The sequence below is a fragment of the Paenibacillus sp. QJM3NY_38 genome (genome assembly GCF_056173265.1).
The window spans coordinates 7,093,684-7,116,352 of sequence record NZ_CM149665.1 but is presented as its reverse complement, the minus strand read 5'-3'; the positions used below and the strand labels follow the sequence as shown (position 1 = coordinate 7,116,352).

General features: G+C 47.8%; 20 protein-coding genes and 1 pseudogene. 9 read left to right on the top strand and 12 right to left on the bottom strand.

Annotated elements, in window-relative coordinates; translation table 11 throughout:
- Positions 1-80: 80 nt before the first annotated feature.
- From AC0VZ8_RS33050 to AC0VZ8_RS33035, 4 genes and pseudogenes are all read right to left on the bottom strand, one after another.
- Positions 81-638, bottom strand: coding sequence for a YdeI/OmpD-associated family protein (locus AC0VZ8_RS33050; protein WP_475485605.1), 558 nt, complete (start codon positions 636-638; stop codon positions 81-83).
- A gap of 9 nt (positions 639-647) precedes the next feature.
- Positions 648-1,082: a VOC family protein gene (locus AC0VZ8_RS33045; RefSeq protein WP_475485604.1), complete on the bottom strand. Its 435-nt coding sequence runs from the start codon at positions 1,080-1,082 to the stop codon at positions 648-650.
- Positions 1,083-1,175: 93 nt separating this feature from the next.
- Complete coding sequence (locus AC0VZ8_RS33040; RefSeq protein ID WP_475485603.1) at positions 1,176-2,621, bottom strand: DEAD/DEAH box helicase; 1,446 nt, start codon at positions 2,619-2,621, stop codon at positions 1,176-1,178.
- A gap of 507 nt (positions 2,622-3,128) precedes the next feature.
- Positions 3,129-3,314: pseudogene (locus tag AC0VZ8_RS33035) on the bottom strand (VOC family protein); the annotation flags it as partial.
- Between the two features lie 156 nt (positions 3,315-3,470).
- Between AC0VZ8_RS33035 and AC0VZ8_RS33030 the strand changes: the two are divergent.
- The gene (locus AC0VZ8_RS33030) at positions 3,471-6,158 is read left to right on the top strand and encodes an Ig-like domain-containing protein (protein ID WP_475485602.1); all 2,688 of its coding nucleotides are present in this window, start codon (positions 3,471-3,473) and stop codon (positions 6,156-6,158) included.
- A 185-nt stretch (positions 6,159-6,343) separates the two neighbouring features.
- Complete coding sequence (locus AC0VZ8_RS33025) at positions 6,344-7,216, top strand: SMI1/KNR4 family protein (protein WP_475485601.1); 873 nt, start codon at positions 6,344-6,346, stop codon at positions 7,214-7,216.
- Between the two features lie 75 nt (positions 7,217-7,291).
- On the opposite strand, the gene AC0VZ8_RS33020 is transcribed toward AC0VZ8_RS33025, so the two are convergent.
- Complete coding sequence (locus tag AC0VZ8_RS33020; RefSeq protein WP_427493440.1) at positions 7,292-7,645, bottom strand: helix-turn-helix domain-containing protein; 354 nt, start codon at positions 7,643-7,645, stop codon at positions 7,292-7,294.
- Between the two features lie 271 nt (positions 7,646-7,916).
- On the opposite strand from AC0VZ8_RS33020, the gene AC0VZ8_RS33015 reads away from it, so the two are divergent.
- From AC0VZ8_RS33015 to AC0VZ8_RS33005, 3 genes are all read left to right on the top strand, one after another.
- Positions 7,917-8,657 (top strand): Bax inhibitor-1/YccA family protein, encoded by a 741-nt coding sequence (locus AC0VZ8_RS33015; RefSeq protein WP_475485600.1) that lies wholly within the window; start codon positions 7,917-7,919, stop codon positions 8,655-8,657.
- 191 nt (positions 8,658-8,848) lie between these two features.
- Positions 8,849-10,327, top strand: coding sequence for a protein adenylyltransferase SelO (locus AC0VZ8_RS33010; RefSeq protein WP_475485599.1), 1,479 nt, complete (start codon positions 8,849-8,851; stop codon positions 10,325-10,327).
- A gap of 210 nt (positions 10,328-10,537) precedes the next feature.
- Positions 10,538-11,527: a phosphotransferase gene (locus tag AC0VZ8_RS33005; protein WP_475485598.1), complete on the top strand. Its 990-nt coding sequence runs from the start codon at positions 10,538-10,540 to the stop codon at positions 11,525-11,527.
- Between the two features lie 50 nt (positions 11,528-11,577).
- Here AC0VZ8_RS33005 and AC0VZ8_RS33000 read toward each other — a convergent pair whose 3' ends face one another.
- Positions 11,578-12,426, bottom strand: a complete 849-nt coding sequence (locus AC0VZ8_RS33000; RefSeq protein WP_475485597.1) for an SDR family NAD(P)-dependent oxidoreductase — start codon at positions 12,424-12,426, stop codon at positions 11,578-11,580.
- Positions 12,427-12,443: 17 nt separating this feature from the next.
- Positions 12,444-12,839, bottom strand: a complete 396-nt coding sequence (locus AC0VZ8_RS32995; protein ID WP_260064596.1) for a MerR family transcriptional regulator — start codon at positions 12,837-12,839, stop codon at positions 12,444-12,446.
- 208 nt (positions 12,840-13,047) lie between these two features.
- Between AC0VZ8_RS32995 and AC0VZ8_RS32990 the strand changes: the two genes are divergently transcribed.
- A complete protein-coding gene (locus AC0VZ8_RS32990; protein ID WP_475485596.1) occupies positions 13,048-14,184 on the top strand; it encodes a VanZ family protein in 1,137 nt (378 codons plus the stop codon).
- Positions 14,185-14,312: 128 nt separating this feature from the next.
- Complete coding sequence (locus AC0VZ8_RS32985) at positions 14,313-14,840, top strand: DinB family protein (protein ID WP_475485595.1); 528 nt, start codon at positions 14,313-14,315, stop codon at positions 14,838-14,840.
- 188 nt (positions 14,841-15,028) lie between these two features.
- On the opposite strand, the gene AC0VZ8_RS32980 is transcribed toward AC0VZ8_RS32985, so the two are convergent.
- The 4 genes from AC0VZ8_RS32980 to AC0VZ8_RS32965 form a co-directional block, all read right to left on the bottom strand.
- On the bottom strand, positions 15,029-16,192 hold the full coding sequence (locus AC0VZ8_RS32980; protein ID WP_475485594.1) for a glycoside hydrolase family 18 protein: 1,164 nt from the start codon (positions 16,190-16,192) through the stop codon (positions 15,029-15,031).
- Positions 16,193-16,198: 6 nt separating this feature from the next.
- Complete coding sequence (locus tag AC0VZ8_RS32975; RefSeq protein ID WP_475485593.1) at positions 16,199-17,290, bottom strand: acyltransferase; 1,092 nt, start codon at positions 17,288-17,290, stop codon at positions 16,199-16,201.
- Between the two features lie 30 nt (positions 17,291-17,320).
- Positions 17,321-18,673: a glycosyltransferase family 2 protein gene (locus tag AC0VZ8_RS32970; RefSeq protein ID WP_475485592.1), complete on the bottom strand. Its 1,353-nt coding sequence runs from the start codon at positions 18,671-18,673 to the stop codon at positions 17,321-17,323.
- Positions 18,674-19,072: 399 nt separating this feature from the next.
- Positions 19,073-19,960, bottom strand: a complete 888-nt coding sequence (locus tag AC0VZ8_RS32965; protein WP_475485591.1) for a LysR family transcriptional regulator — start codon at positions 19,958-19,960, stop codon at positions 19,073-19,075.
- A gap of 118 nt (positions 19,961-20,078) precedes the next feature.
- Here AC0VZ8_RS32965 and AC0VZ8_RS32960 point away from each other — a divergent pair, with 118 nt between their 5' ends.
- Positions 20,079-20,819 carry an SDR family NAD(P)-dependent oxidoreductase gene (locus AC0VZ8_RS32960; RefSeq protein ID WP_475485590.1) on the top strand — a complete coding sequence of 247 codons (741 nt, stop codon included), beginning with the start codon at positions 20,079-20,081 and terminating at the stop codon, positions 20,817-20,819.
- Positions 20,820-20,986: 167 nt separating this feature from the next.
- Here AC0VZ8_RS32960 and AC0VZ8_RS32955 read toward each other — a convergent pair whose 3' ends face one another.
- Complete coding sequence (locus tag AC0VZ8_RS32955) at positions 20,987-21,901, bottom strand: phosphatidate cytidylyltransferase (protein ID WP_071220583.1); 915 nt, start codon at positions 21,899-21,901, stop codon at positions 20,987-20,989.
- 106 nt (positions 21,902-22,007) lie between these two features.
- Here AC0VZ8_RS32955 and AC0VZ8_RS32950 point away from each other — a divergent pair, with 106 nt between their 5' ends.
- The gene (locus AC0VZ8_RS32950) at positions 22,008-22,544 is read left to right on the top strand and encodes a hypothetical protein (RefSeq protein ID WP_071220582.1); all 537 of its coding nucleotides are present in this window, start codon (positions 22,008-22,010) and stop codon (positions 22,542-22,544) included.
- The last annotated feature ends 125 nt before the right edge of the window (positions 22,545-22,669 follow it).

The following is a 22,669-nucleotide window of genomic DNA, read 5'->3' as shown; positions in this document are numbered from 1 at the left end:
GAGCAGCTTACGCTGCTCCTTTTGGGGCCTGGAGCGTGAAGTAACATAGAAGGTGAAGCATAGTTTCGGCTTTGAGGGGTTTACTTCCCTAAAAGACGACCATCATCATTCCATTTTCCATACATTTTATTTATACGAGTATGTTCGATGAATTTATCCAATCGTGTATGATACAGACTTGCGTCGCTTTGCACGGACTGGATGTTGTCGATCCTGACTCTAACATATAGCTCTGGCAGGGCTTTGAAGTTGTGGTATAGCACTTCGTCCTGCTGTAACTCCATCCATATAGATTCCTGAATTACAAAAGCTTCGGTCCTCATATCGGGCAGTACTTTCTTTCCTGCTTCAGTCATTAATCCTAATCGCTCTAACCGTCGGACGCGCTCTTTATTGAGCTCTGACCAGTTGCTGTTTTTCTTCCTGGGCGAGAAACGTTGTGCTGTATGCGTGGCATCCATTTTTTTGCGTGTGCTGTCAATCCAGCCAAAACATAAGGCTTCCTCAACCAAATCCAAATAATTTACGGAAGGATCCGTAATGATCGACCAGCAATAATCTTCAGCATGGTGATTATCGCTTAACCACTTCCGCCAATCCTGCCGAGTCTGCACATGTACCGTCTTATCGATTTCCATGTTTTTGGGTCACCCCTGGCTTCGTGAATTCAGCATCTCTAGATAGTGAGCATTGTACATAATGCCCAGCACGTTGCCGAATGGATCTGTAACAGATGCCGTGATAAAGCCTTCCCCCCGATGCACGAGCGGCTCGTACTCTTTAGCACCCATGGATTTCAATTGGCTCAGGGTGGCCGCTATATCATCGACATGCCAGTACATGATCGCTCCGCCGGGGCCGGAAGTTGGTTGTGCAGGGGCAAAACGGCGATCGATGAGACCCAGCTCATGCTGGTAGTCTCCAACTCGAAATTCGGCATAGGCCAGTTGACCGTCGGGTCCCGAACGTTCGAAATAAGGTGTTATACCCAGCAGATCCGAATACCAAGCCTTTGCCGCTTCCATATCGTCCGACCAGTAACTGATGGTCGCAAATCCTCGCAATGTTTGGTTTGTGCTCATTATTTATTCCTCCTATAACCCGCTATGGTTGGTGTTATAGCTATTATGAGCTGCGATGACTGACGGCGTTATGTCAGTGTTCTTATTAAGTTTTTATTTATTCCCTTGGCGCACTTTTAACAGTTTGCCTTTTACCGTCGTGTTTTTCATCATTTCAAGCACAAGAGGTCCCTTACCATTCAGAATCTCAACATCCGTCACAAAATCGTGGATCGTAATAATCCCAATATCGTCGGCGGTTACCCCTTCAAGCTTGGCAATTGTTCCGACAAAGTCAACGGCTCTAAGCTTCTTTTTCTTGCCGCCATTGAAGTTAAGCTTCATAATTTGTTTGTTTAATTGCTCACGCTTATCTTTTTTCAGCTCGGGTTGGATTCTTAGTTTGTGCCCGAAAGCTTCTCGCCGGTGATCGACTTCTTCTTTGGAGGGAGCTTTCACTACGGGTATGGGAAACCCAATATACTCTTCAATGTCGGCTAATCTTCTATCGTCCCTTGGTGTGACGAAAGTAATCGCTTTACCCGTTTTGCCTGCGCGTCCCGTACGTCCCGTGCGATGAACATAGCTTTCCTTCTCAAGCGGGATATCGTAATTAATCACATGGGTGATATTCGTGATATCGATACCTCTCGCGGCTACATCCGTCGCAATCAAGTAACGGAATTGCCCTCTTCTGAACGCATTCATGACCTCGAAACGCTCTTCCTGCTCCATTCCACCGTGAATACGATCACATGGGTAGCCAAGATCAGCCAATGATCTGAATAGATTATCCACATGCTCTTGCGTACGGCAGAACACGATACAGCTCTCCGGACTCTCAACAATGAGCAGATCTTGAAGAAGGGCGAGCTTCCTCGTCTCCATCACCTGAATGAGCTCGTGTTCTATCGTGGCAGTTGTTATACCGCTTGCTTGAATCTCAATGTGGGCAGGATGGTTCATATATTTGTGGGCCAAATTGGCCACATCCTCAGGAAACGTCGCGGAGAATAACATGGTGACCCTGTCATGAGGCAGCCGTTGAATAATCGACTGAACCTGCTCAATAAAGCCCATATTCAGCATCTCATCCGCTTCGTCAATGACGAGATAAGCAATCCGCTCCAGTGAGAGCGATCCGCGTTCCATATGGTCCAGCACACGTCCCGGCGTACCCACAACCATGTGCGTTCTTTGCTTTAACTCGGCTTTTTGTATGTGAAAAGGATGTTTCCCAAAAAGAGGAGTTGCTTTGATTCGCTTAAAACGCCCAATATTCGTGATATCTTCGTTGACCTGTAACGCCAGTTCGCGGGTTGGTGTCAGGATTAATGCCTGCGGCTTATTCTCATTCCAATCCACTAGCTCGCAGAGCGGGATCCCATAAGCAGCTGTTTTGCCGCTACCTGTTTGCGATTTGACCACCAGGTCCCTTTTCTCAAGCGCAACCGGAATGACTTCCTGTTGTACCTCCGTCGGTGTCTCATAGCCCAAGCTATTCAGCGCTTTCACAATCGATTCGCTTAATTGATAATCCGTAAAGTGTTTCGTACTCATCTTCAACCTCTTCTACGCTATATTCGAATACCTATATACAGGCTCTCACCGTACATCTATCATATACTCATCCATTATAATCTGAATCCAATGATATGGATCGGTACATTTATGAACGAAAAAAGCCCTTAGATAACTATAACCGTAAATCAGTTGAGGAATACACAATGTATAAAAGATTCGGTCCTTATATCGGGCAATACTTTCTTTCCTGCTTTCGTTATAAAGCCTACTCGATCTAACCGTCGGACGCGCTCTTTATTAAGCTCTGACCAGTTGCCTTCCTGGGCGAGAAACGTTGTGCTGTATGCGTGGCATCCATTTTTTTACGTGTGCTGTCCATCCAGCCAAAAAATAAGGCTTCCTCAAACAAATCCAGATGATTTACGGAAGGATTCGTTTGATCGACTAACAATAATCTTCAGCACGGTGATAATCGCTTAACCACTTCCGCCAATCCTTCCGAGTCTGCACGTGTACCGTCTTATCGATTTCCATGTTTTTGGGTCACCCCCGGCTTCGTGAATTCACTATCTCTAAATAATGAGTATTGTACATAATACCGAGCACGTTGCCGAATGGATCCGTGACGGATGCCGTGATGAATCCTACTCCCCTGTATACGAGAGGTTCGTACTCTACAGCAACCATGGATTTTAATTGGCTGAGTGTGGCTTCTATATCATCGACATGTCACGATTTTGAAAGAAATGGACGATATACAATTAGAAGGACGGTTAGATTTTGTCGATACTGGTGGTTCACATCCTATGGAATATGGCGTGAACCGCGATACGTACATCATTTGATAGATCAAGGAATAAAACCACACATTAGGGGAGGAATATTATGTATATTGGCAAGAAAATAGGGCTGTTATCTCTAATCGTATCTATTGTAGCGGGGCTGTTGTTTCTCAAGCCGACCGGTGTAGTCTATGCATCGTCTCCGACATCCACGATCGTGGTTGCCGATAGTGCGCTATCGATTGGCGAAACCTCACATGTGACGATCACGTTCTCGGAAGCGGTGACAGGCTTTACGCTAGCAGATCTGACAGTAGCGAATGGCACATTGAGCGGTTTGAGCACGTCCGACAATATTACGTATACGGTGACGTTGACGCCAGCCTCCGGCATCACAGATGCAACCAATGTCATTACGCTCGACAACACGGGCGTACAGAATGCGGCAGGTAATACGGGAGCGGGTACCACCGATTCAAACAATTACGCAATCGATACACTGAGGCCAACAGCTACTATTGTAATTGCCGACACGGCACTAAAGGATGGCGAAACTTCATTGGTGATAATCACGTTCTCGGAAGCGGTATTAGGCTTATCTAATGCAGATCTAACGGTGGCAAACGGCACGCTAAGTGCCGTGAGCACGTCCGATGGCGGGATCACCTGGACGGCGACGTTGACGCCAACTCCTGGCATCAGAGATGCAACCAATGTCATCACGCTCGATAATGCGGGCGTGGCCGATATGGCAGGCAATGCGGGAGCCGGCACCACCAGTTCCAACAATTACGCGATCGATACAACCCGGCTGACATCCACGATCGTGGTTGCAGACACGGTGCTATCGATTGGCGAAACCTCACTGGTAACGATCGCGTTCTCGGAAGCGGTAAGTGGCTTCACTAATGCAGATCTGACGGTGGCAAACGGTACGCTGAGTGCCGTGAGCTCGTCCGATGGCGGGGTCACATGGACGGCGACGTTGACGCCAGTCATCGGCATCACAGCTGCAACCAATGTCATTACGCTCGACAACACGGGCGTGCAGAATGCGGCAGGAAATGTGGGAGCGGGTACCACCGATTCGAACAATTACGCAATCGATACAATGAGGCCGACAGCTACTATTGTAGTTGCCGACACTACGTTATCGATAGGCGAAACTTCATTGGTGACCATTACATTCTCGGAAGCGGTGAGCGGCTTCACTAATGGGGACCTGACGGTGTTAAACGGTACGTTGAGCAGCGTAAGCTCATCTGACAACATGACATGGACAGCAACGCTCACGCCGAATTCCAATGTAAACGCGGCGACGAATACCATCACGCTTGATAACTCGGGGGTGACCGATTACGCAGGCAATGCGGGAGCGGGCACGACGGAATCCAATTCGTATTCAGTCTTCACGGTGCCGGCGTCTGTGGATTTAAGCAGCGTGACATTATCGAACGGGACCCTAAGCCCTGTCTTTGCTTCTGGAACTGAAGTGTACGCGTCAAGCGTGTCTAACTCCGTTTCCGCACTGACCGTAACGGCGACGGCACTCGATAGTCATGCCACGATTACGGTTAACGGTACTTTAGTAACAAGCGGGCAAGCAAGCTCCAATATACTGCTGAACGTAGGATCGAATACGATCACGATTGTTGTAACGGCAAGCGATCAATCGACGAGAACCTATACGATCACTGTAACTCGAGAGAATAGTTCCCCTACCGGTGGTGGGTCTTCTAATGGGGGAGTTGCATCCACCGATGGCGGTTCGTCTACGCCAACGGCTCCCATGAACAATACAGTTACCTCATCCGATGGAAAAATCACGCTGCCAACAGGAAGACCTGGGTTGGTGAGCCTGGGGAAAGAGATCATCATCTCCATTCCGGCAGGAGCCACACCTCAGGAGCTGAAATTATCGATAGAGAAAATACGAAATACCGAAGCTCTCTTAAAGAATAACGAGGTTTTGGCAAGCCCGGTGTTTGAAGTTCTAACAAACGTCTCGGGGAATTTTAACAAACCCGTGAAATTGACTTTAGCTTACGACGCTGCTAGCTTAAAGAACGATCAAACAGCGGCCGTCTTTTACTTTGATGAAGTGAAAAAGGCATGGGTGAAAGTCGAGGGCGGCATGATACAGGCGAATTATATATCCGTAGAGGTCAATCACTTTACGAAGTATGCAGCACTCGTAGTAAATAAAGCCAACGGAATGCCCGTAGTCGACAAAACAACAGACCCGACAACGGAAATTTCCTTTACTGATATTTCGGGACACTGGGCCGAAATAAGCATTAAGGAAGCGGTACGTGAGCGTATCGTGACGGGATATCCGGATGAAACGTTCAAGCCGGGCAACACCGTGACGCGTGCAGAATTTTCCGTCATGCTGATGAATGCGCTGAAGTCAACAGATGCTGGAGCGGAGTTAATATTCACAGATACAGCATCGATCGGGGATTGGGCTAAGAAGGCAGTTTCGCAGGCGGTCCAGGCTGGCATTATTCGAGGCTATCAGGATGGCTCTTTCCGTCCAAATGCAAAAATGACGCGCGCAGAGATGGCAGCAATGATTGCGAATGCGCTCGAGCTATCCGCCAACGACATCCCCACAACCTCTTTTTCAGATGACAAGGCTATTCCTGCTTGGGCGAAAAGCTCTGTTGAAGCGCTGAAGAAACTTGGTATTGTTAAGGGAATAGGCGCAGGCGAATTTAATCCAAGCGCTCAAACCACGAGAGCGGAGGCCGTAAACGTTCTTATGAACATGTTAGGTCAATCCAAATAAAATTAGCGGTGAATACAGAGGACACCGATAAGGTGTGTCCTCTGTATTTGCATTGAACGTAAGAAACCGCAGGTATGCTTGCTTGTTATCATATACTCGATCAGTTCTTTGGCTTCCATGCTGGAGAGGGCCAAGCCGGAATGGTATAATCTCAGAAAGGATGAATAGAGTGGGAGGCATGAACGATGAGTGAGGAGCTTTTGGAGCAGCTGGAAGAGTGGCATGAAGAGGACGAGTTTGAAGAAATCGTAGATGCGATTTCGGAGATCCCGGAGGAAGAGCGGGATTATGCGCTGATCAGCCATTTGGGCCGAGCGCTGAACAATCTCGAACGTTATGAAGAGGCGGTTGAGCAATTTCTGTCCATTCAGGAAGAGGGCAAGGACGATCCCTTGTGGCATTACCGCATTGGCCTTGCTTATTACTATTTGGAGCGATATGAAGATGCTCGGAGAGCGTTTGAAGTGGCCGATCACCTGGATCCCGGCGATGAGGATACGCTGGAGTTTCTGGAATGGATTCGGAACAAAACGGCTCCGCAGCCAGTTAAGGAGCCCACTGCGGTGTCTTATACAGACCCGGATGTGCTGAATTTCTGGGATGATGGCGCGCTTGAGGCAGATCAATACGTGTCGGCTCCGCCTACGGATGAATTGATTGAATCCGTGGAGGAAGCACTGGTCTTCAAGCTGCCAGCATCTTATATTCAAGCAATGAAATTACATAACGGCGGGATTCCCCGGAACCGGAAGTTCCCTATCGGGGATGGAGCGCAGGATTATATTGAAATCACAGGTATTTTGGGCATTGGACGAGAGAAGAAAAAATCATTGTGCGGAAGCTTGGGCAGTCGCTATATGATAGAGAATGGCGGGTACCCTGAGATTGGCGTGGTGATCTGCGATTGTCCCTCCCAGTCCGAGGTCGTGATGCTGGATTACCGTTCATCCGGAAATGACGGGGAGCCCGAAGTCATCCATGTGGACAAGGCCAATGATTACAAGATAACCCGTCTTGCTTCGAACTTTGAGGCTTTCGTTGGCGGCTTGGAACAATAACATAAGCATAAAATGAATGAAGCATCTCCTGAGTGGGAGATGCTTTTTCTTTGTATATGTAAAGATGGTGTTATATTAGTTCTCCCGATGATCCATTGTATCCACGATGTCTTTAAGTACACGAAAGAGCAGCTTGCTTTCAGACAATGTACGAGAATAAAGCAGCGAGCTGATGGATTCTAGGACCTCTGCCTTCTCACTTGCGATATCCAGACTATCTGTCTCGTGGAACTGGAACATAGCTGCTGACGATACTCCTAGTCCCTCGATGATCTTTTCCAGTGTTTCAATGGATATATTTCGTTCCCCGCGTTCTACCGTTCCTATGTAAGAGGCGTTTATCCCAGCCTTTTCTGCTAGTTCCTCCTGTGTCATTCCCTGTTTTTTTCTGAGCTGCTTGATTCGTTCGCCTATCATTTTTAGGAGCATCTTTAACCACCTCTATTCCAGATTAAAGAAGTAGTATGGGAACAAACAGAATATAATATTCAACATTTAATTGTAAATAGTGCTTATATACACTAAAATAACCTTATTAATCCAAGTGTCTCCAACTTTAACTTTTGCTAAAGGATCAGGTGGACAAAGAATGCAGTATCTGAATGTATTATTAGAATCATTGGATGATAAGAATGAGGCATACTTCTATGGGGAGCGCTTAGTAATCGATTATGTATTGCTTCAAGCTAGAGGCATTTAATTGATAGGGCGCAGTGGAAATCCGACACTAAACGAAGAAACATTTGAGAAGAGTGGGTATTACAACGGCCAGGAAACGATGACGATTGGCGGAACGGTGAACAAATCGTTCATGCTGCTCGCGCTGCTGATCGGGGCAGCGGTCATTTCATGGGCTATGTATTTTAACGGGTATGATGTATTCCCGTTCATGATCGGGGGAGCCATAGGCGGCTTTGTTCTGGCGCTGATCATCAGCTTTGTGCCGAAGGCAGCCCCTTACTTGGCGCCCATCTATGCGATTGTGGAGGGATTTTTCCTCGGGGCATTATCCGCTCATTACGAAAATCTGTATTACGGAATCACATTGCAAGCGGCTTTACTGACGATGTGCACATTCCTCGGGATGCTGCTCGCTTATAAAACAGGTCTGATCCGGGCAACCGCAGGCTTCAAAAAGGGGATCATTGCAGCAACCATCGGCGTTGCACTTGTATACCTGTTTAGCTTCGTTCTGGGCATGTTCGGTGTGGCGGTGCCTTACCTGCATGACAGCACCCCGATCGGCATCGGAATTTCGGTTGTCATCATCATAATTGCAGCCCTTAATTTCATACTCGATTTTAACTTTATCGAAGAGGGAGCACAGCAAGGTACACCCAAATATATGGAATGGTACGGCTCTTTCGGTTTGTTGGTTACGCTCGTGTGGTTGTATATCGAAATTATCCGGTTGCTGGCGAAGCTGGCGAATCGGGATTAATATCTGGATGGGTACGGTCAACATCGCTGTCGGGGCATTCTCGACAGCGATTTTTTTAAGATATCAGAAAGGATATGGCCTTTGAAACAGTCGAATAATAAATTTCCTTCAGTAAACCCTACAAAGAGCGACTTGTGTTTAAATAATAAGTAGATACTGTCATCATCATACTGCTTGAAGAAGGAGATCCCATGACCCATAAGAAAGCCATGATCGATATAGGTTGGAACTTTGAGAACAGTTATGCCAAGCTGCCGGAGTCCTTTTTTACCAAACAAGATCCCACGCCTGTGCGCTCACCGGAGCTGATAATCCTTAATGAGCCGTTGGCGGCATCCCTGGGTTTAAACGCTGAGGGGCTGAAGAGCCCAGAGGGTGCAGCGATGCTCGGGGGTAACGAGATACCCGAGGGGGCATCACCGCTCGCACAGGCTTATGCCGGGCACCAATTCGGTTATTTTACGATGCTGGGCGACGGTCGTGCGATCCTGTTGGGTGAACAAATCACGCCGCAGGATGAGCGTATGGATATTCAGCTTAAAGGCTCGGGCCGGACCCCGTACTCCCGTGGAGGAGATGGTCGGGCGGCTCTGGGTCCGATGCTGCGCGAATATATTATCAGCGAGGCCATGCATGCGCTGGGGATACCGACTACCCGCAGCCTCGCGGTGGTGGCCACCGGCCAGCCTGTCACTCGTGAGAGGGAGCTGCCGGGTGCGATTCTGACCCGTGTGGCCTCGAGTCATGTGAGAGTGGGGACTTTTCAATACGTAAGGGGAGCGGGTACAACCGAGGATCTGCGGATTCTGGCAGACTACACCCTGCAGCGGCATTACCCGGAGGCTGACCATGGTGACGGCGCCAACCGTTATCTGGTCTTGCTTCAGGAGGTCATCAAGCGTCAGGCCGCTCTAATCGCCAAGTGGCAGCTCGTTGGTTTTATCCATGGGGTGATGAATACCGATAATATGACCCTCAGCGGCGAAACGATTGATTATGGCCCTTGTGCCTTCATGGATACCTTTGACCCGAATACGGTATTCAGCTCCATCGATTCACAAGGCCGCTATGCCTATGTGAACCAGCCGTATATTGCGGCATGGAATCTCGCAAGATTGGCCGAATCCCTGCTGCCACTGCTGCATGAAGATGAGGAACAGGCCGTCAAGCTGGCCGAGGGTGCGATCGGGACCTTTACCGATCTGTATCACGAGCTGTGGCTTGCAGGCATGAGAGCCAAACTGGGGATCTTCCATGAAGAGGAGGATGACGAATCCCTGATCGAAGGTCTCCTCAAGATGATGAAAAATCACCAGGCGGATTATACCAATACCTTTCGTGCGTTAACGTTTGACAAGCTGGAGGATACGCCTCTAAACGGCACATCCGAATTGGCTTCCTGGTATGAGCGCTGGCAGGCGAGAATTGGCAGCCAGCAGGAATCGAAGGAACAATCCCATCAATTAATGCGCAGCAGCAATCCTGCGGTCATTCCCCGGAACCATCGGGTGGAGGAAGCGCTGGAAGCAGCGGAGCAGGAGGGGGACTACAGCGTGATGGAGCAGCTGCTCCATGCGCTGTCCGATCCATATGCGCATTCCCCGGAACAAGCGGAGTATGCTATCGTGCCTGAGCTGTCGCGTCCTTACCGAACCTTCTGCGGCACGTAAGGATAGCGGAACGTTCCCATAGTGAGCATGAATCGGGTGCTATCAAAAAAGCCCTTGGACTGGTGTCCAAGGGCTATTCATCGTATGACTATTTTATTCGAGACCTTATTCAACATCATAGCAGAGCCGAAAGAAACAGTCTATTTTTTTGCCCGGAAATGCCATAGAGTAGGGAAGCCGGCAAAACCAAATGAAATGGAGCGTGGTCTCATGAGTTGGACTTGTCACCTCGATGAAACAGATGTACAGGAGTATGTCGGAAAGGTTTTGGGTACCGGTTATGTTGTGGCGGATGTCACGAGGATGCATGGCGGGGCGCAAAAGGTCGTCTATAAGATCCAGTGTCAAAATGGATTCTCATGCGTGTTGTATGTGTGGGACTTGACGAAGAATTATTTTCAGGAAGAAATAGCGAACGAAAGTGTGCATGAACGATCCTTTGGCGGCCATTCGTTCGAAATCAATAACAGATGGTTAAAGGAGCATGGTATTTCTACGCCTGCTCTATATGATCTGCACACGGAACGGGAGCGATACCCGTTTGACTATGCATTAGTCGAATATATGGAGGGACAGAAGGCGGAAGTCTACTTTCAGCATCCGGATCAACGGTTTCGGGATGAGGTCTTTGAACGGGTGGGCACCATGGTCGCACGCATGCATGCAAACCACAGACAAAACTATGGAAAGCCCGATCAAAGAGGGAATCAACGGGAGCGATGCCATCTTGTACAGCTGGAAAATGCCAAGGAACAGCTGTCCTATACCGTGCTGCATAACGAGAGTATCCGGAAGAATCACGACAGGCTGCTCGCTGTGTTGCATGAACTGGAATCCAGGATAGATTCACGCAAGCGATATGGCTTTATCCACGGCGAGTTGGGACCCGACCATGTCCTGGTCACAGACCGTTTAGAGCCCTATCTCATTGATATTGAAGGTGCGCAATTCTTCGACATCGAGCATGAACATACATTTCTTGAGCTGCGATTCGGGAAGCATTATCGGTATTTCCAACAAAACGGGCTTGATCCGAATCGGATGCTATTTTACCGTCTGCATCACTATATCTCATTAACCTCGGGCGGCTTGAAGCTGCTTCACCGTGGATTTCCGGATCAGGTCTTTGCTTCGAATTTGGCTGATTATCATGCGCGCAACACCCTACGATTCATGGAGGAATGGCAGCTCGATAACTAGTCTTCATGAGAAAAGGCTGAAAACATCACGAATTCTCCGCTGCATAGGTTCTAAGATTTGGCTGCAAACTCCTGCTTATAGATTAGCTCGATCGTGCTAAGCAGCGCTGCACCTTGGCTTGAGAATTTCAAAGGCGTTATCTTGCCCTTGTTGAGAAAGACGCCCGTCGATTGTCGGGAACGGCCTAGCGCTGCTTCATACAGACGTGAAGCTCCTTCACTGGGATGGGAGAAGAACAGGTTACGGATCGGGATCATGAATTTTGGCATCCCGGCGTTTTTGGTCATAGTTGTTTTATTCCCTCCCGGACAAACACTTCGGATCGTAATGCCATCTGCCTGCATGGAAGGGGCGATCTCCTGAGTCCACAACGATAAGGCTAATTTACTCGCCGCATAAGGCCCAATCAGCTTCTTGAACCCGACAGGGGACGCCAAGGTACTTTGATCGAACTCTTTGAGATACAACAACGCATTCGAAGACGTATTGATTACCGTCTTGAAGCTGCCCTTCCCAAGAAGCTCCTTCAGCTCCATCAAGATGATATAAGGGACGATAGAGTTTACTTCAAAATGCATCTCGCGCCCTTGTTGGGAGTAGGATAATTCGCCGAAGGAGACTCCTGCGTTATTGAACAGCAAGTCAATATGACCCTCGTGTTTCTTGATCTGATCCAGCGAGGCTTGGAGATCCTTGAAATCCGATAAATCAGCCTTGTACGTTATGAGCTGGCGCAATCGCAGTGCATCTTGAATCCGTGCATCGTCCGTTGGAAAGGCAGAACGGATCAAAGCTAGGACTTGCCAGCCTTCGGATAACAATCGCTTGGTTAGCTCCAAGCCAATGCCGGAGCTTGCGCCCGAGATCAAGGCGACTCGATTATTTCTTTTATGTGTCATGTGTCATTCTCCTATACTTAAGATTCTTCACTGGTCGCCCTATCGGGTTTTAACAGGGACTGATTATGGATCAACTTGTCATCGATGAACCGCAGAATGCGCTGCAGGTCCGAAATTTGATCGGTAATTTTCTGACGGTAATTCTGGAGCATAGCGTTCAGCTCCGGAACGGATTGAATATTTTCCTTAAAGGGAAGATGCACATAGGCTTTCATATCCTCCAGTGACATTCCTGTCTTCTTTAGGCATGTGATGAGTTCCATCATTTCGGCATCCTCTATGTGATATACACGATGGCCATTATCTTTCCTTGCGGGAGGAGGAAGGAGACCGATCTTCTCGTAATAGCGAATGGCATCCTCAGTCAAACCGGTTCGTTTAGATACTTGTTTGATGGAAAATGTGTCTCCCATGTTGGCACCTCTTTCTGCAGCAGCGCTTGGTTTGCCCTATTATCGTACAACTTGGTGTTAACACCAAGTCAATATCGATTTTTATTCACAGATCATTTACGTCTATGTGCCCTTTGATGAACTGGATCATAAAGTATTGCCTGATCAATCTTTTGGAAACACTTATATAAACACTAAAGAGTAGCTGCTTCTAGAAAGGGAGAATGAAATGCAAGCCTATGTAATGCCTGTTTTCATTGCTTTATCCATTTGTTTTGTATTAGCTTCCTTTCTGACGCTCCCTTGGGCCGTTTATCAGTATCGTAAACATGGGTACTTTAGCTTTTGGAGAACATTACTTATCTTAAGTTTTATCTTCTATGGATTAAGTGCTTTCTTCTTAGTGATTTTTCCACTCCCCAGCGCCCGGAATAATTGTGCTTCAATGGATCCCGGCACGATTTTTACTCAATATCATCCTTTTCAATTTATACGGGATATTCAACGCGAAAGCGGATTTCATTGGACGGCCCCTTCGAGTTATATCCATGTGTTAACAACGCGGGCCTTTTATCAAATGTTTTTTAATGTTTTGCTTTTGTTTCCATTAGGTGTTTTTCTGAGATATTTTTTTAGGGGGAAAGCGAAATGGTTTCATGCTGCTCTTATTGGCTTTGGTGTTTCGTTTTTCTTTGAAATAACCCAACGAACCGCTTTGTTTGGCTTTTATGAATGCCCCTATCGTATATTTGATGTAGATGATTTGTTAACGAATACGGTTGGGACTGTACTTGGCTTTATACTCGCCCCCATGTTTTTGGTGTTAATACCATCGCGGGAAACCCTTAGTGAACAAAGCCACTTCTTTCACAATCAGAGAAAAGCAACCTTTGGTGCCCAGCTCATGGAGGTTCTTCTAAATATTATGATTGCCAGAGTGATAACCGGCTTTATATTCGGGTTGCTGAAGAGTCCAGGATTACTTGTTGACGAGATCATCTTTGCCATTGTTTTCTTTGTGTTGATGGTCGTTATCCCTGTGATTTGGAAAGGAAATACGGTGGGTTCTAAGATCGTTCGCATGAGATTACTTCCGGAAAAGGGGAATTGGATAGGAAGTTTGAGTCGACGTTACGCCATTGTCTATTTGCCTTTATTGTGTTCAGCCTTATCGGAGATATTTTCTAATCATATGGGTGAAGATCTTCTAGCCAACCTTTTTGCAATTGGGGTGGTTTTCCTTACAGGTCTGTTATGGTTCTTTATCTTCTGCCATATCGTGATTAGATGGATCAAAAAGGACAAAGTTCTTTACTTTAATCGATACAGTCACATAGAGGCTGTTAGAATCACAGGTGAAAAGTGATCAATGTAAAAATAGGATACGAATTCATGTGGAACTAAGAATAAGTCGATTGCGTTATTAAATCGAGACGATTCCGGTTTCTATAGGAAGTGGCATGGTGAATACGGAACGAATGGGAGCTGAGGGTTATGAATTTTGATATCAAGGAAGCCGTTGAGATTCTGGAGCGAACCCCCGCCACCTTGGAGCACATGTTATCCGGTTTATCGGATGGATGGCTTAGGAGCCATGAAGGGGAAGGCACCTGGAATGCCATGGAAGTGATTGAGCACCTAATCGAAGGTGAGCGGACCAATTGGATACCGCGGCTGGAGTTTATGCTGCAGGAAGGCGAGGGCAAGCCGTTTCCGCCCTTTGACCGTTACGCTCACTTAAACGAACCTGGCGGGGGATCTATCGATCAAAAGCTGCATGCATTTAAGGTTATCCGTGCTCAAAACCTGGCTAAACTAAAGGATCTAATGGAATCCGAGCCTAATCTCGAACGGACCGGCCTGCACCCGGCATTCGGTGTGGTGAAGTTGAGAGAGCTGCTGTCGACGTGGGTGGTGCACGATTTAACGCACACGTCTCAAATCGTTCGGGTGTTGGCTGAGCGTTACCGGAATGACGTGGGGCCTTGGATCGAGTATTTGGGAATCCTAAAGAGACGATAAAATGGTTAGCAGGCAAGCTCTTTAAACGGCCGCACTAGGCACTCACGAGAGTCTGACAGATTAAAAAAGCCGATGATCTGCATTCGACTGCGATGATCATCGGCTTTTTTGTGGTAGGGGCGTGGTGACGCCAGGCATATACCCCAGTAAAGATGCTGTCAAGGATAGCTTAGAAAAGGTATTGAATGTTACCGCTTGTCGTCTTGCTGTCTCTCATTCAAATGCTCCGTCAGATACTTCACGATGCCATCCTCCGCGTCCTGGGAGTACTGCCAGACCATCGCCCCTCCGAGATTCTTACTCTGGATGTACGCCACCTTCTCCTTTAAGGCTTCTTGATCCTCGTAACTGATGAAGGTGTTGCCGTCATAGAGGTAGGCGGCCTTCGCTTTGTTGTCGTAATAACGTATGAAGCCGTTTTTGTTCAGGTAGGCTTTCTCGATCTGCTTATAATTGAGGTTCACCTTGTCGATGTCGATGGGCGTACCGGGAGCGAAGAGTCCGTCTTTGGCACCCTTGGCCACTTTCACGTTTTTCCAGCCGTACGAATAAGCAGGGACGCCAAGCAGCAGCTTCTGACTGTCGATATCATGGTCCAGGTACATCGAGATAATGCCATCAATGGAGTGCTTGGATTTCCCCTGGCTGTCCACATACAGATTGGAGTTAAAGCCAGTGGTGTCGGACCACTTGCCTGTCAGGTCGTAGGTCATGACGTTGATGTAATCCACGTATTTCTCCACTTTTTTGACCTCGACGTTTTGGAAATACCAGTCCTGGGTTCCGGAGGCAAACGTCAGCAGATATTTCTTGTTCTTGTGAGGCAGCCTGTACAGCTTCTCGCGCAGCTCCTTCATCAGACTGGTGAAATTCTTCGTATCCTCCGGGCGCGCTTTCTGCGTATTCCAGGCATGGAACGCCGGATACTCCCAGTCGATATCCACGCCGTCCAGATCCAGCTCCTTGACCAGGTTGATGATGCTCTCGGTGAAAAGGTACCGGTTGCCTTCCAGCGAAGCGTCGGAAAATCCATCCGCACCATAGCCACCTACGGCCAGCACCATTTGGGTCTTCGGATTCGCCGCTTTCAACTGCTTGATGTTTTCTTTGATCTGGTTGTTGGTCGTGCTGTCTTCATGGAAGTAGAGATCCGTTCCATTGATCTTCGCAAAAGCGATAAACGCGATATCCACGCCTTTCTCCGATAGCTTGATGTTTCGGTAATCCTGCCAGGCCTCCACGTAGACTGCCGTGATTTTCCGGTCCTCTGCCGCGGAGATCTTATAGAAATAGAGACCCATGCCCGCAAGCAGCACCACAATGAATATTTTCGTATATATCGTTATTCGCATCGTCCTTTAACCCCGCCCGCCGAATAGAATGTAGGTTGCCGTCTTGCTTAGGTTCAGCACCTTGACGGTGATGTAGCTGATGGCGAAGATGATGGAGATATTCACGATCAGACTGAGGGAGGCTTCCAAAAACGTGGCCTCAACCTCGGTTCGGCCGGATAACATCATCTCGACCAGCAGGTGAATCAGATAGATGCTGAAGCTCGCCCGGGAGACCGAGCTGATCAATTTCTGGATTTTATGGTTCACTTGATCGCTGATTCGTGCCTCCTTTTCCTTAAAGAAGATAAACAGTCCGACAGCCATGAAGAACGTGGTGATCGAATAGTTGCCGTAGAACATTTCATCCAGAACACCGCTGCGCAGCGAGACAAAATAGGTGGCTACCGGCGTGATAAAAAACGAGATGATGCCCAGATTGTATAGGATGTTTTTGGCTTTGAGCGGCAGCTCGAAATGAAAGAGATAGTACCCCAGTATAAAATAGCCGAGGAAGCCCATAAAGAACGGGATGTTCATGATCGGGATGTTGATGTATTGATCCGTTGCACGAAATACGGCATCCGAGATGAAGCGATAGGCGATACTGACGATGAACCAGAGGAGCAGATAATACCGGAGATCCTTCTCGCTGCAGGATTTGATAAATTTGCTCATCAGCGGCACCGTCATGTATATGGCAATAATGGCGTACAGGAACCACAGATGCACATAATTCCGGTCGGTCAGCAGCCGATACCCGAAGTCAACAACGAACTCATAGGCATTCAGCTTGCTTCGCATCTGATAGTATTGATTGTACAAGCCATAGATGAGCGACCAGGTCAGAAGGGGAATGAGCAGCGGTACGACGCGCTTTGTATAAAACTCCCGGTAGGATGTAATCTTCGTGCGCAGGATCATCGCTCCGCTGATCATGAAGAAAACCGGTACAGCGAAGCGGGATATGGAGTTGAAGCCGTTGCTGATCCACCAGGAGGAGGAATGGAAATCATTCGTGCTGGTCAGCACCTCCGCCGTGTAGTGCAGGATAATGACGGCAACAATGGATAGAATTCGTAGGATATCGACATAGATAATTCTTTTATTGGGAACCATGCTGTTTCAGGCAGCCTCCTTCACCATAAGTTAATTCGATCCTGCGGCGATGTTCTGGCTGATGGCGGCCACGCCTTTGCGCTCCACGAAGCCCCAGCCTTCATCATTGTCAAAATATTTGAATGTCCCCGCAATGTTAATGTACAGCAGCAAATTTCGGTAGGTTAACAGCTCCGCTTGGCTGAACAAGAACATCTTCATATAATCGGAAAATGTATACGTACTGCCATATTTACGGCATAAGTACAGGGCGATCATGATCTGTGCCGCATTCAGCAGCACGCTCATCAGCAGGAAGATGATGGCATGCAGGAGGTTTCCGCCAACGATCAGGGTCTGCCCCAGATAAAAAATAGTAGTAAACGCGGAGAGTGTCCCCAGCATAAATCCGTCAATCGCAAAGAACAGGCTCACGCTGACGCTGAATTTCCGGGACAGCCTGGACCAATAGATGAGGATGCAGTCAATAAAGGCCTTTTGCCAACGAATGCGCTGCTTATAGAAGTTGGGTAGATTCTCCGGACATTCGGTGTAGCACACCGCTTCGGGGGCGTAGACGAGTTTTTTCTTCAGGCTATTGGCCTTAATGTACTCGTGGATTTTCAGCGTAATGTCGATATCCTCCCCGACCGTGCTGCGGAAGCCGTCAACATGAATGAGAACGTCTTTATAGAAAGCGCCAAACGCGCCTGAAATCACAACGATGGAATTAAAATACGATTGCGTGAGTTTGCGAACGTAGAAGCCGTGCGTATAATTGATGATCTGGCTCTTGATGAGCCCTCTTCCGCGAAACTTCTCAACGATGGCCCCGTTCTTGTCCCGCACGGCGCCCTGTACAATTTTGACGGTACCGCCCAGCGCAATGATGTCGTTATCGTGAAAATATTGATTCACATACTTGAGCGAGTCGGCTTCCAGCATGCTGTCCGCATCCAGTGTGATGACGATATCGGAGGCGGCATGATCGATTCCAGCATTTAGCGAATCCGCTTTTCCGCCATTCACCTTATCGATAACATAAATATGGCGGTATCGATTGGAGCGATAGAATCCTTTTATCGGCTTGTAGTTCAGCTTGCTGTCGGCCGATCTGGTACACGGCTCCAAATCCAGAAGCTCGTCTAGGGCGGATAAGGTTCCGTCCTTGGAGCCGTCGTTGATGATCATGATCTCATAGTTGCTGTAGCGCAAGCCCGCCATGGCATCGATGCAATTTCGAATCGTCAGCTCCTCGTTGTATGCGGGGACGAGCACAGCGATTGATTTTTCGGCGAGATCGGGATTTAGCTTCTTCACCTTGCTGCACAGCAGCGGGATGAAGGTATACAGGGTTTGAAACACGAGAAATACGCCGGCTAATCCATAAAAAAAGTACTGCAAACTCCTCACTCCTCTCTTCTCTGTCTCTCTTTGTAATGAAGACCAGTATGGTGCGCCTACTCTATTGGACTTTAGATTAGGTATGCGCTTTTTCTATAACAAGCAATGTCAAGGGGGAAAATCCAGGTGTTAAGGGATAATATCATCCAATTAAAACCTTTCATTCCATATAAACCCATATAACACTCTATGTAATAAACTATCGTAACTGGCTCATAAATGTAAAACCGCTCTATGGAGCAAGAAAACGAATACATAGATGCTTTTCGAGAGCAGTCTCTGTTTTGGTTCGACTTTCTATATTTTAGGCGGCTAAAGCGACTTGGCAAGGGGTGCCCATGGATTCTGGAAGATTTCGTGCAACTTCTAAGCCATCCATTAAAACCATCTAGAGCAGGTTCATAGAATGTTTCTCCTTAATTCATCCTTCAAATATTTATAAAGCTTTCGAACCGCCATGTGTTGAGGATCCGATTCTTTACACAACATCCCGAAATTCATATGTATCAGACTCCCGCTGGGGATCCTGGCAATTGTCCCTGTCGCTTCCGGTTCCACCATAATTTTCGGAACAAGGGCAATTCCCAACCCGTTCTCTACATAAAACTTCAACGCCGTCATACTCCCGATCTCCATGGTTTCAAGCACTACGTTCCCCGTTTCCTGTAGAACCATTTCCAGCTTTCTGCGATATGGACAAATCGCTGATGTAATGAGCAGGCGATACCCTTGAAAGTCATCTGGCATAATCACCGCTTTTTGCGCAAGTGGATGGTTTTCGGGCATCAATGCCACAAACTGTTCTTCGAACAGAGGTTCGTAAAATAACCCCGAACGCAGCTCAGGTGCCGTACAAAGCGCAAAGTCGATTTCTCCTTTTTGAACCCGTTCACTAAGGGTTGAAGTGTTCGAGATATCTACGGAAATACGGATGTTGGGATGCATGGACATAAACTTTCCAAGGATCGCTGGTAAACGGTAGCTGGCTGTTGGTTCGGTTACACCCAACCGTATATGTCCTGATTCACCTGATTTCAGATCCGATAGGCTGGTCTGCAGGTGCTCTATATTTTTTATGATTTGTAAGCTCTGGTCGTAAAAAAGCCTACCGGCTTCCGTCAGACTGATTTCTTTACCACGTTGTATTAGCTGGGTGCCCAGTTCAGATTCAAGCTTTTGAATTTGCATTGTGACTGTTGATTGAGCATAGTTCATTTCTTGCGCAGCTCGGATAAAGCTTCCGTATTTCACGATCAATTGAAATGTTTTTAATGCTTTAAGGTCCATATCCAAGATCCTCCAGGGTTCAATATAATTGAATTGTTTATTCAAATAATTCAATTATACAAATTTCAGGGTGGGAATTACAATGAAACTATCATTAGATACTGGAGGAGTGAGCTTCATGGAACTTAAAAATAAAGTGGCGCTGGTTACGGGCGGTGGTACGGGGATTGGCAGAGCAACCAGTTTCGAGTTGGCAAAACGGGGGGCAACCGTGATCGTAAACTATTCAAGCTCCCGTTCCGATGCGGATGAAGCTGCTCAATGGATAAACAGCTATGGAGGTCGGGCTATAGCCATACAAGCTGACGTTTCCATAGACGAGCAAGTACGCTCTATGATCCAGACTGTCGTTCAGCATTTTGGCACGGTCGATTTGCTTGTGAATAATGCCAGCATCACCAAGCATATTCCGATGGACGATCTGGAGGCAGCAGCGGAGGAGGTATGGGACGAGTTATTCGATGTGAATGTGAAGGGTATGTTTTACTGTGCGCGGGCTGTGGCCCCTTTCATGAAAAAGAAACTTAATGGAGCTATTGTTAATATTGGCAGTATAGCCGGACAAACAGGGTTAGGTTCCTCGCTTCCATATGCCGTATCCAAAGCAGCCGTTCACGGCCTTACGAAATCGTTGGCACGGGCTCTTGCTCCTGACATAAGGGTGAATTGTATCGTGCCCGGTGCCGTGGCGACAAGATGGTGGGCAGGAAGGGAACAAGAAATGAGCCGTCTCGCTCCCCATCTTCCTTTACAGCGCATATCAACACCCAAGGATATTGCCGCTATGATTTGCACAGCCTTGGAGCAGGAAGCGATGACCGGTCAAGTCATCACCGTGGATAGCGGACAGACCTTGTAACTATGTACCCTACCCCAAGGGAAAACGGGTCTGAGTGTGTAATATTTTTCGTCCACGACCCAAAATGCATTGTAAAAAGCCATAACCAAGTTGAGCCTAGCTCGCATGGTTATGGCTTCTAAAGGTTGCATCGCCCCGTGCTGTACCTGAGGGGTTGTCTGGCACTTCTACATAAAGTCGTAAAAGTAACGGATGAAATGAAAAAAGATTGGTGAGGTATAGGTCAGGCTGTCGACCCGGCTCAGATAGCTTTTCTTCAAGGCATCGAACCGTCCGTCATCCCCGATTAACAAATCGCGCTTCAGCACAGAAACCGTCAAGCTGCCGAAGAAGCCGGCGAGGCTGATCAGCATGCCGGACAGAAGGCCAAACGTCGGGCTGAGCGGCGTCAGATAGGGATAGATGAGATAGGAGCTTGCGGTGGTTACGATAAATGCGCAGGCAAAGCCTTCCCAAGTCAGATTCGGGTTCGAGGTGGGCACGATTCTTCGTTTGCCAAAATAGAGGGAGGCGATCGTGTGCACCACATCGTTCAGCTGCGTTAAGACGACTAGAAACAGCACCAGCCCTGCTCCATACTGAGGCGTGGCAAATTGGAAATAGGCCAGGTGGCTGAGACCGAAAACCATGAGCATCAGACCCCACTGAGTGGAGCTGACGCTGCGCATAAAGCCGACGGTGCCTTTGTTAATCAACCGCGGAAGCGGCAGCACCAGGAATACATAAATCGGAATAAACACGATAAACATCCCGTACCATTCGATGTAGATCCAATAGAATTGGACCGGTATGGTTAAATATGCCCATAGAAACAAACGACGATCGGCTTTTCGTGTTTTGATCATCGAGAAATATTCTTTGAGCGTAAAGAAGGTTAACACCATAAGGGATAGCAGGGAAACCACGGGATTCAGAAGCGTGGCCAAGCAGAAGATGACCAGCATGCCCCACCAGGTTTTGATGCGAAATCCGACTTCCGTATAGTCGATATTCGGCTGCGTCTTGCTCATCACATAATAGAGCAGCTGGATGACCGATAAGACGGAGAATATTAGAATTAAGGTTAAAAGCGAGCTGTCCATATGCCTATCATCACCAACTTATCACGGGTATCATTCTTGTTCTACTAAAGGAATCATATGTTATTATGAAGGAATAATTCAATACGGATAAGGGGAAATTTCGTAAATGGTAGAGGATCAATCGGTCTTTATATTGCTTACCAATACCGGAACGCTCTTTACGAAAGTCATTCAGGGCTACACGAGGGCGCCTTACAACCATGCTTCGATCTCCTTTAATCGGGAGCTGTCGGAGTTATATAGCTTCGGGAGAAAGAATCCGAACAATCCTCTGAACGGCGGGTTCGTGAAGGAGGATTTGAAGACGGGAACGTTCAGTAAATATCCCAACACGACGTGCGTCATCTATGAGCTTCAGGTATCGGAACGCGACATCGCGAAGATGAAGCGGGTCCTGCAGGCTTTTATCCGAAAGGACAAAAAGTATTTTTATAATATATTGGGCGTCCTGGGCATCGCCCTAAAGGAACCGATCGAATTCAGCAACTCCTACTTCTGTTCGCAATTCGTGGCGGAGATTCTGCAGCGGTCCGGAGTCAGGTTATGGGATAAGCTGCCGGCCTTGGTGACGCCGGACGATTTTCGCCAAAGCGAGCGCCTGCAACTGATCTATGAAGGGAAACTGAGCGAGTATGAGCCTTAGATACAACTGCGCCGGCAGGTTTTGGGCAACGACAATTCCGACTCAGCTCGACAGACGTCCGTTCCCGTCTGCAATTCCAGATAACCCCGGTTGCCTGCTCAGGCGAATGCGGGGTTATCTGTATT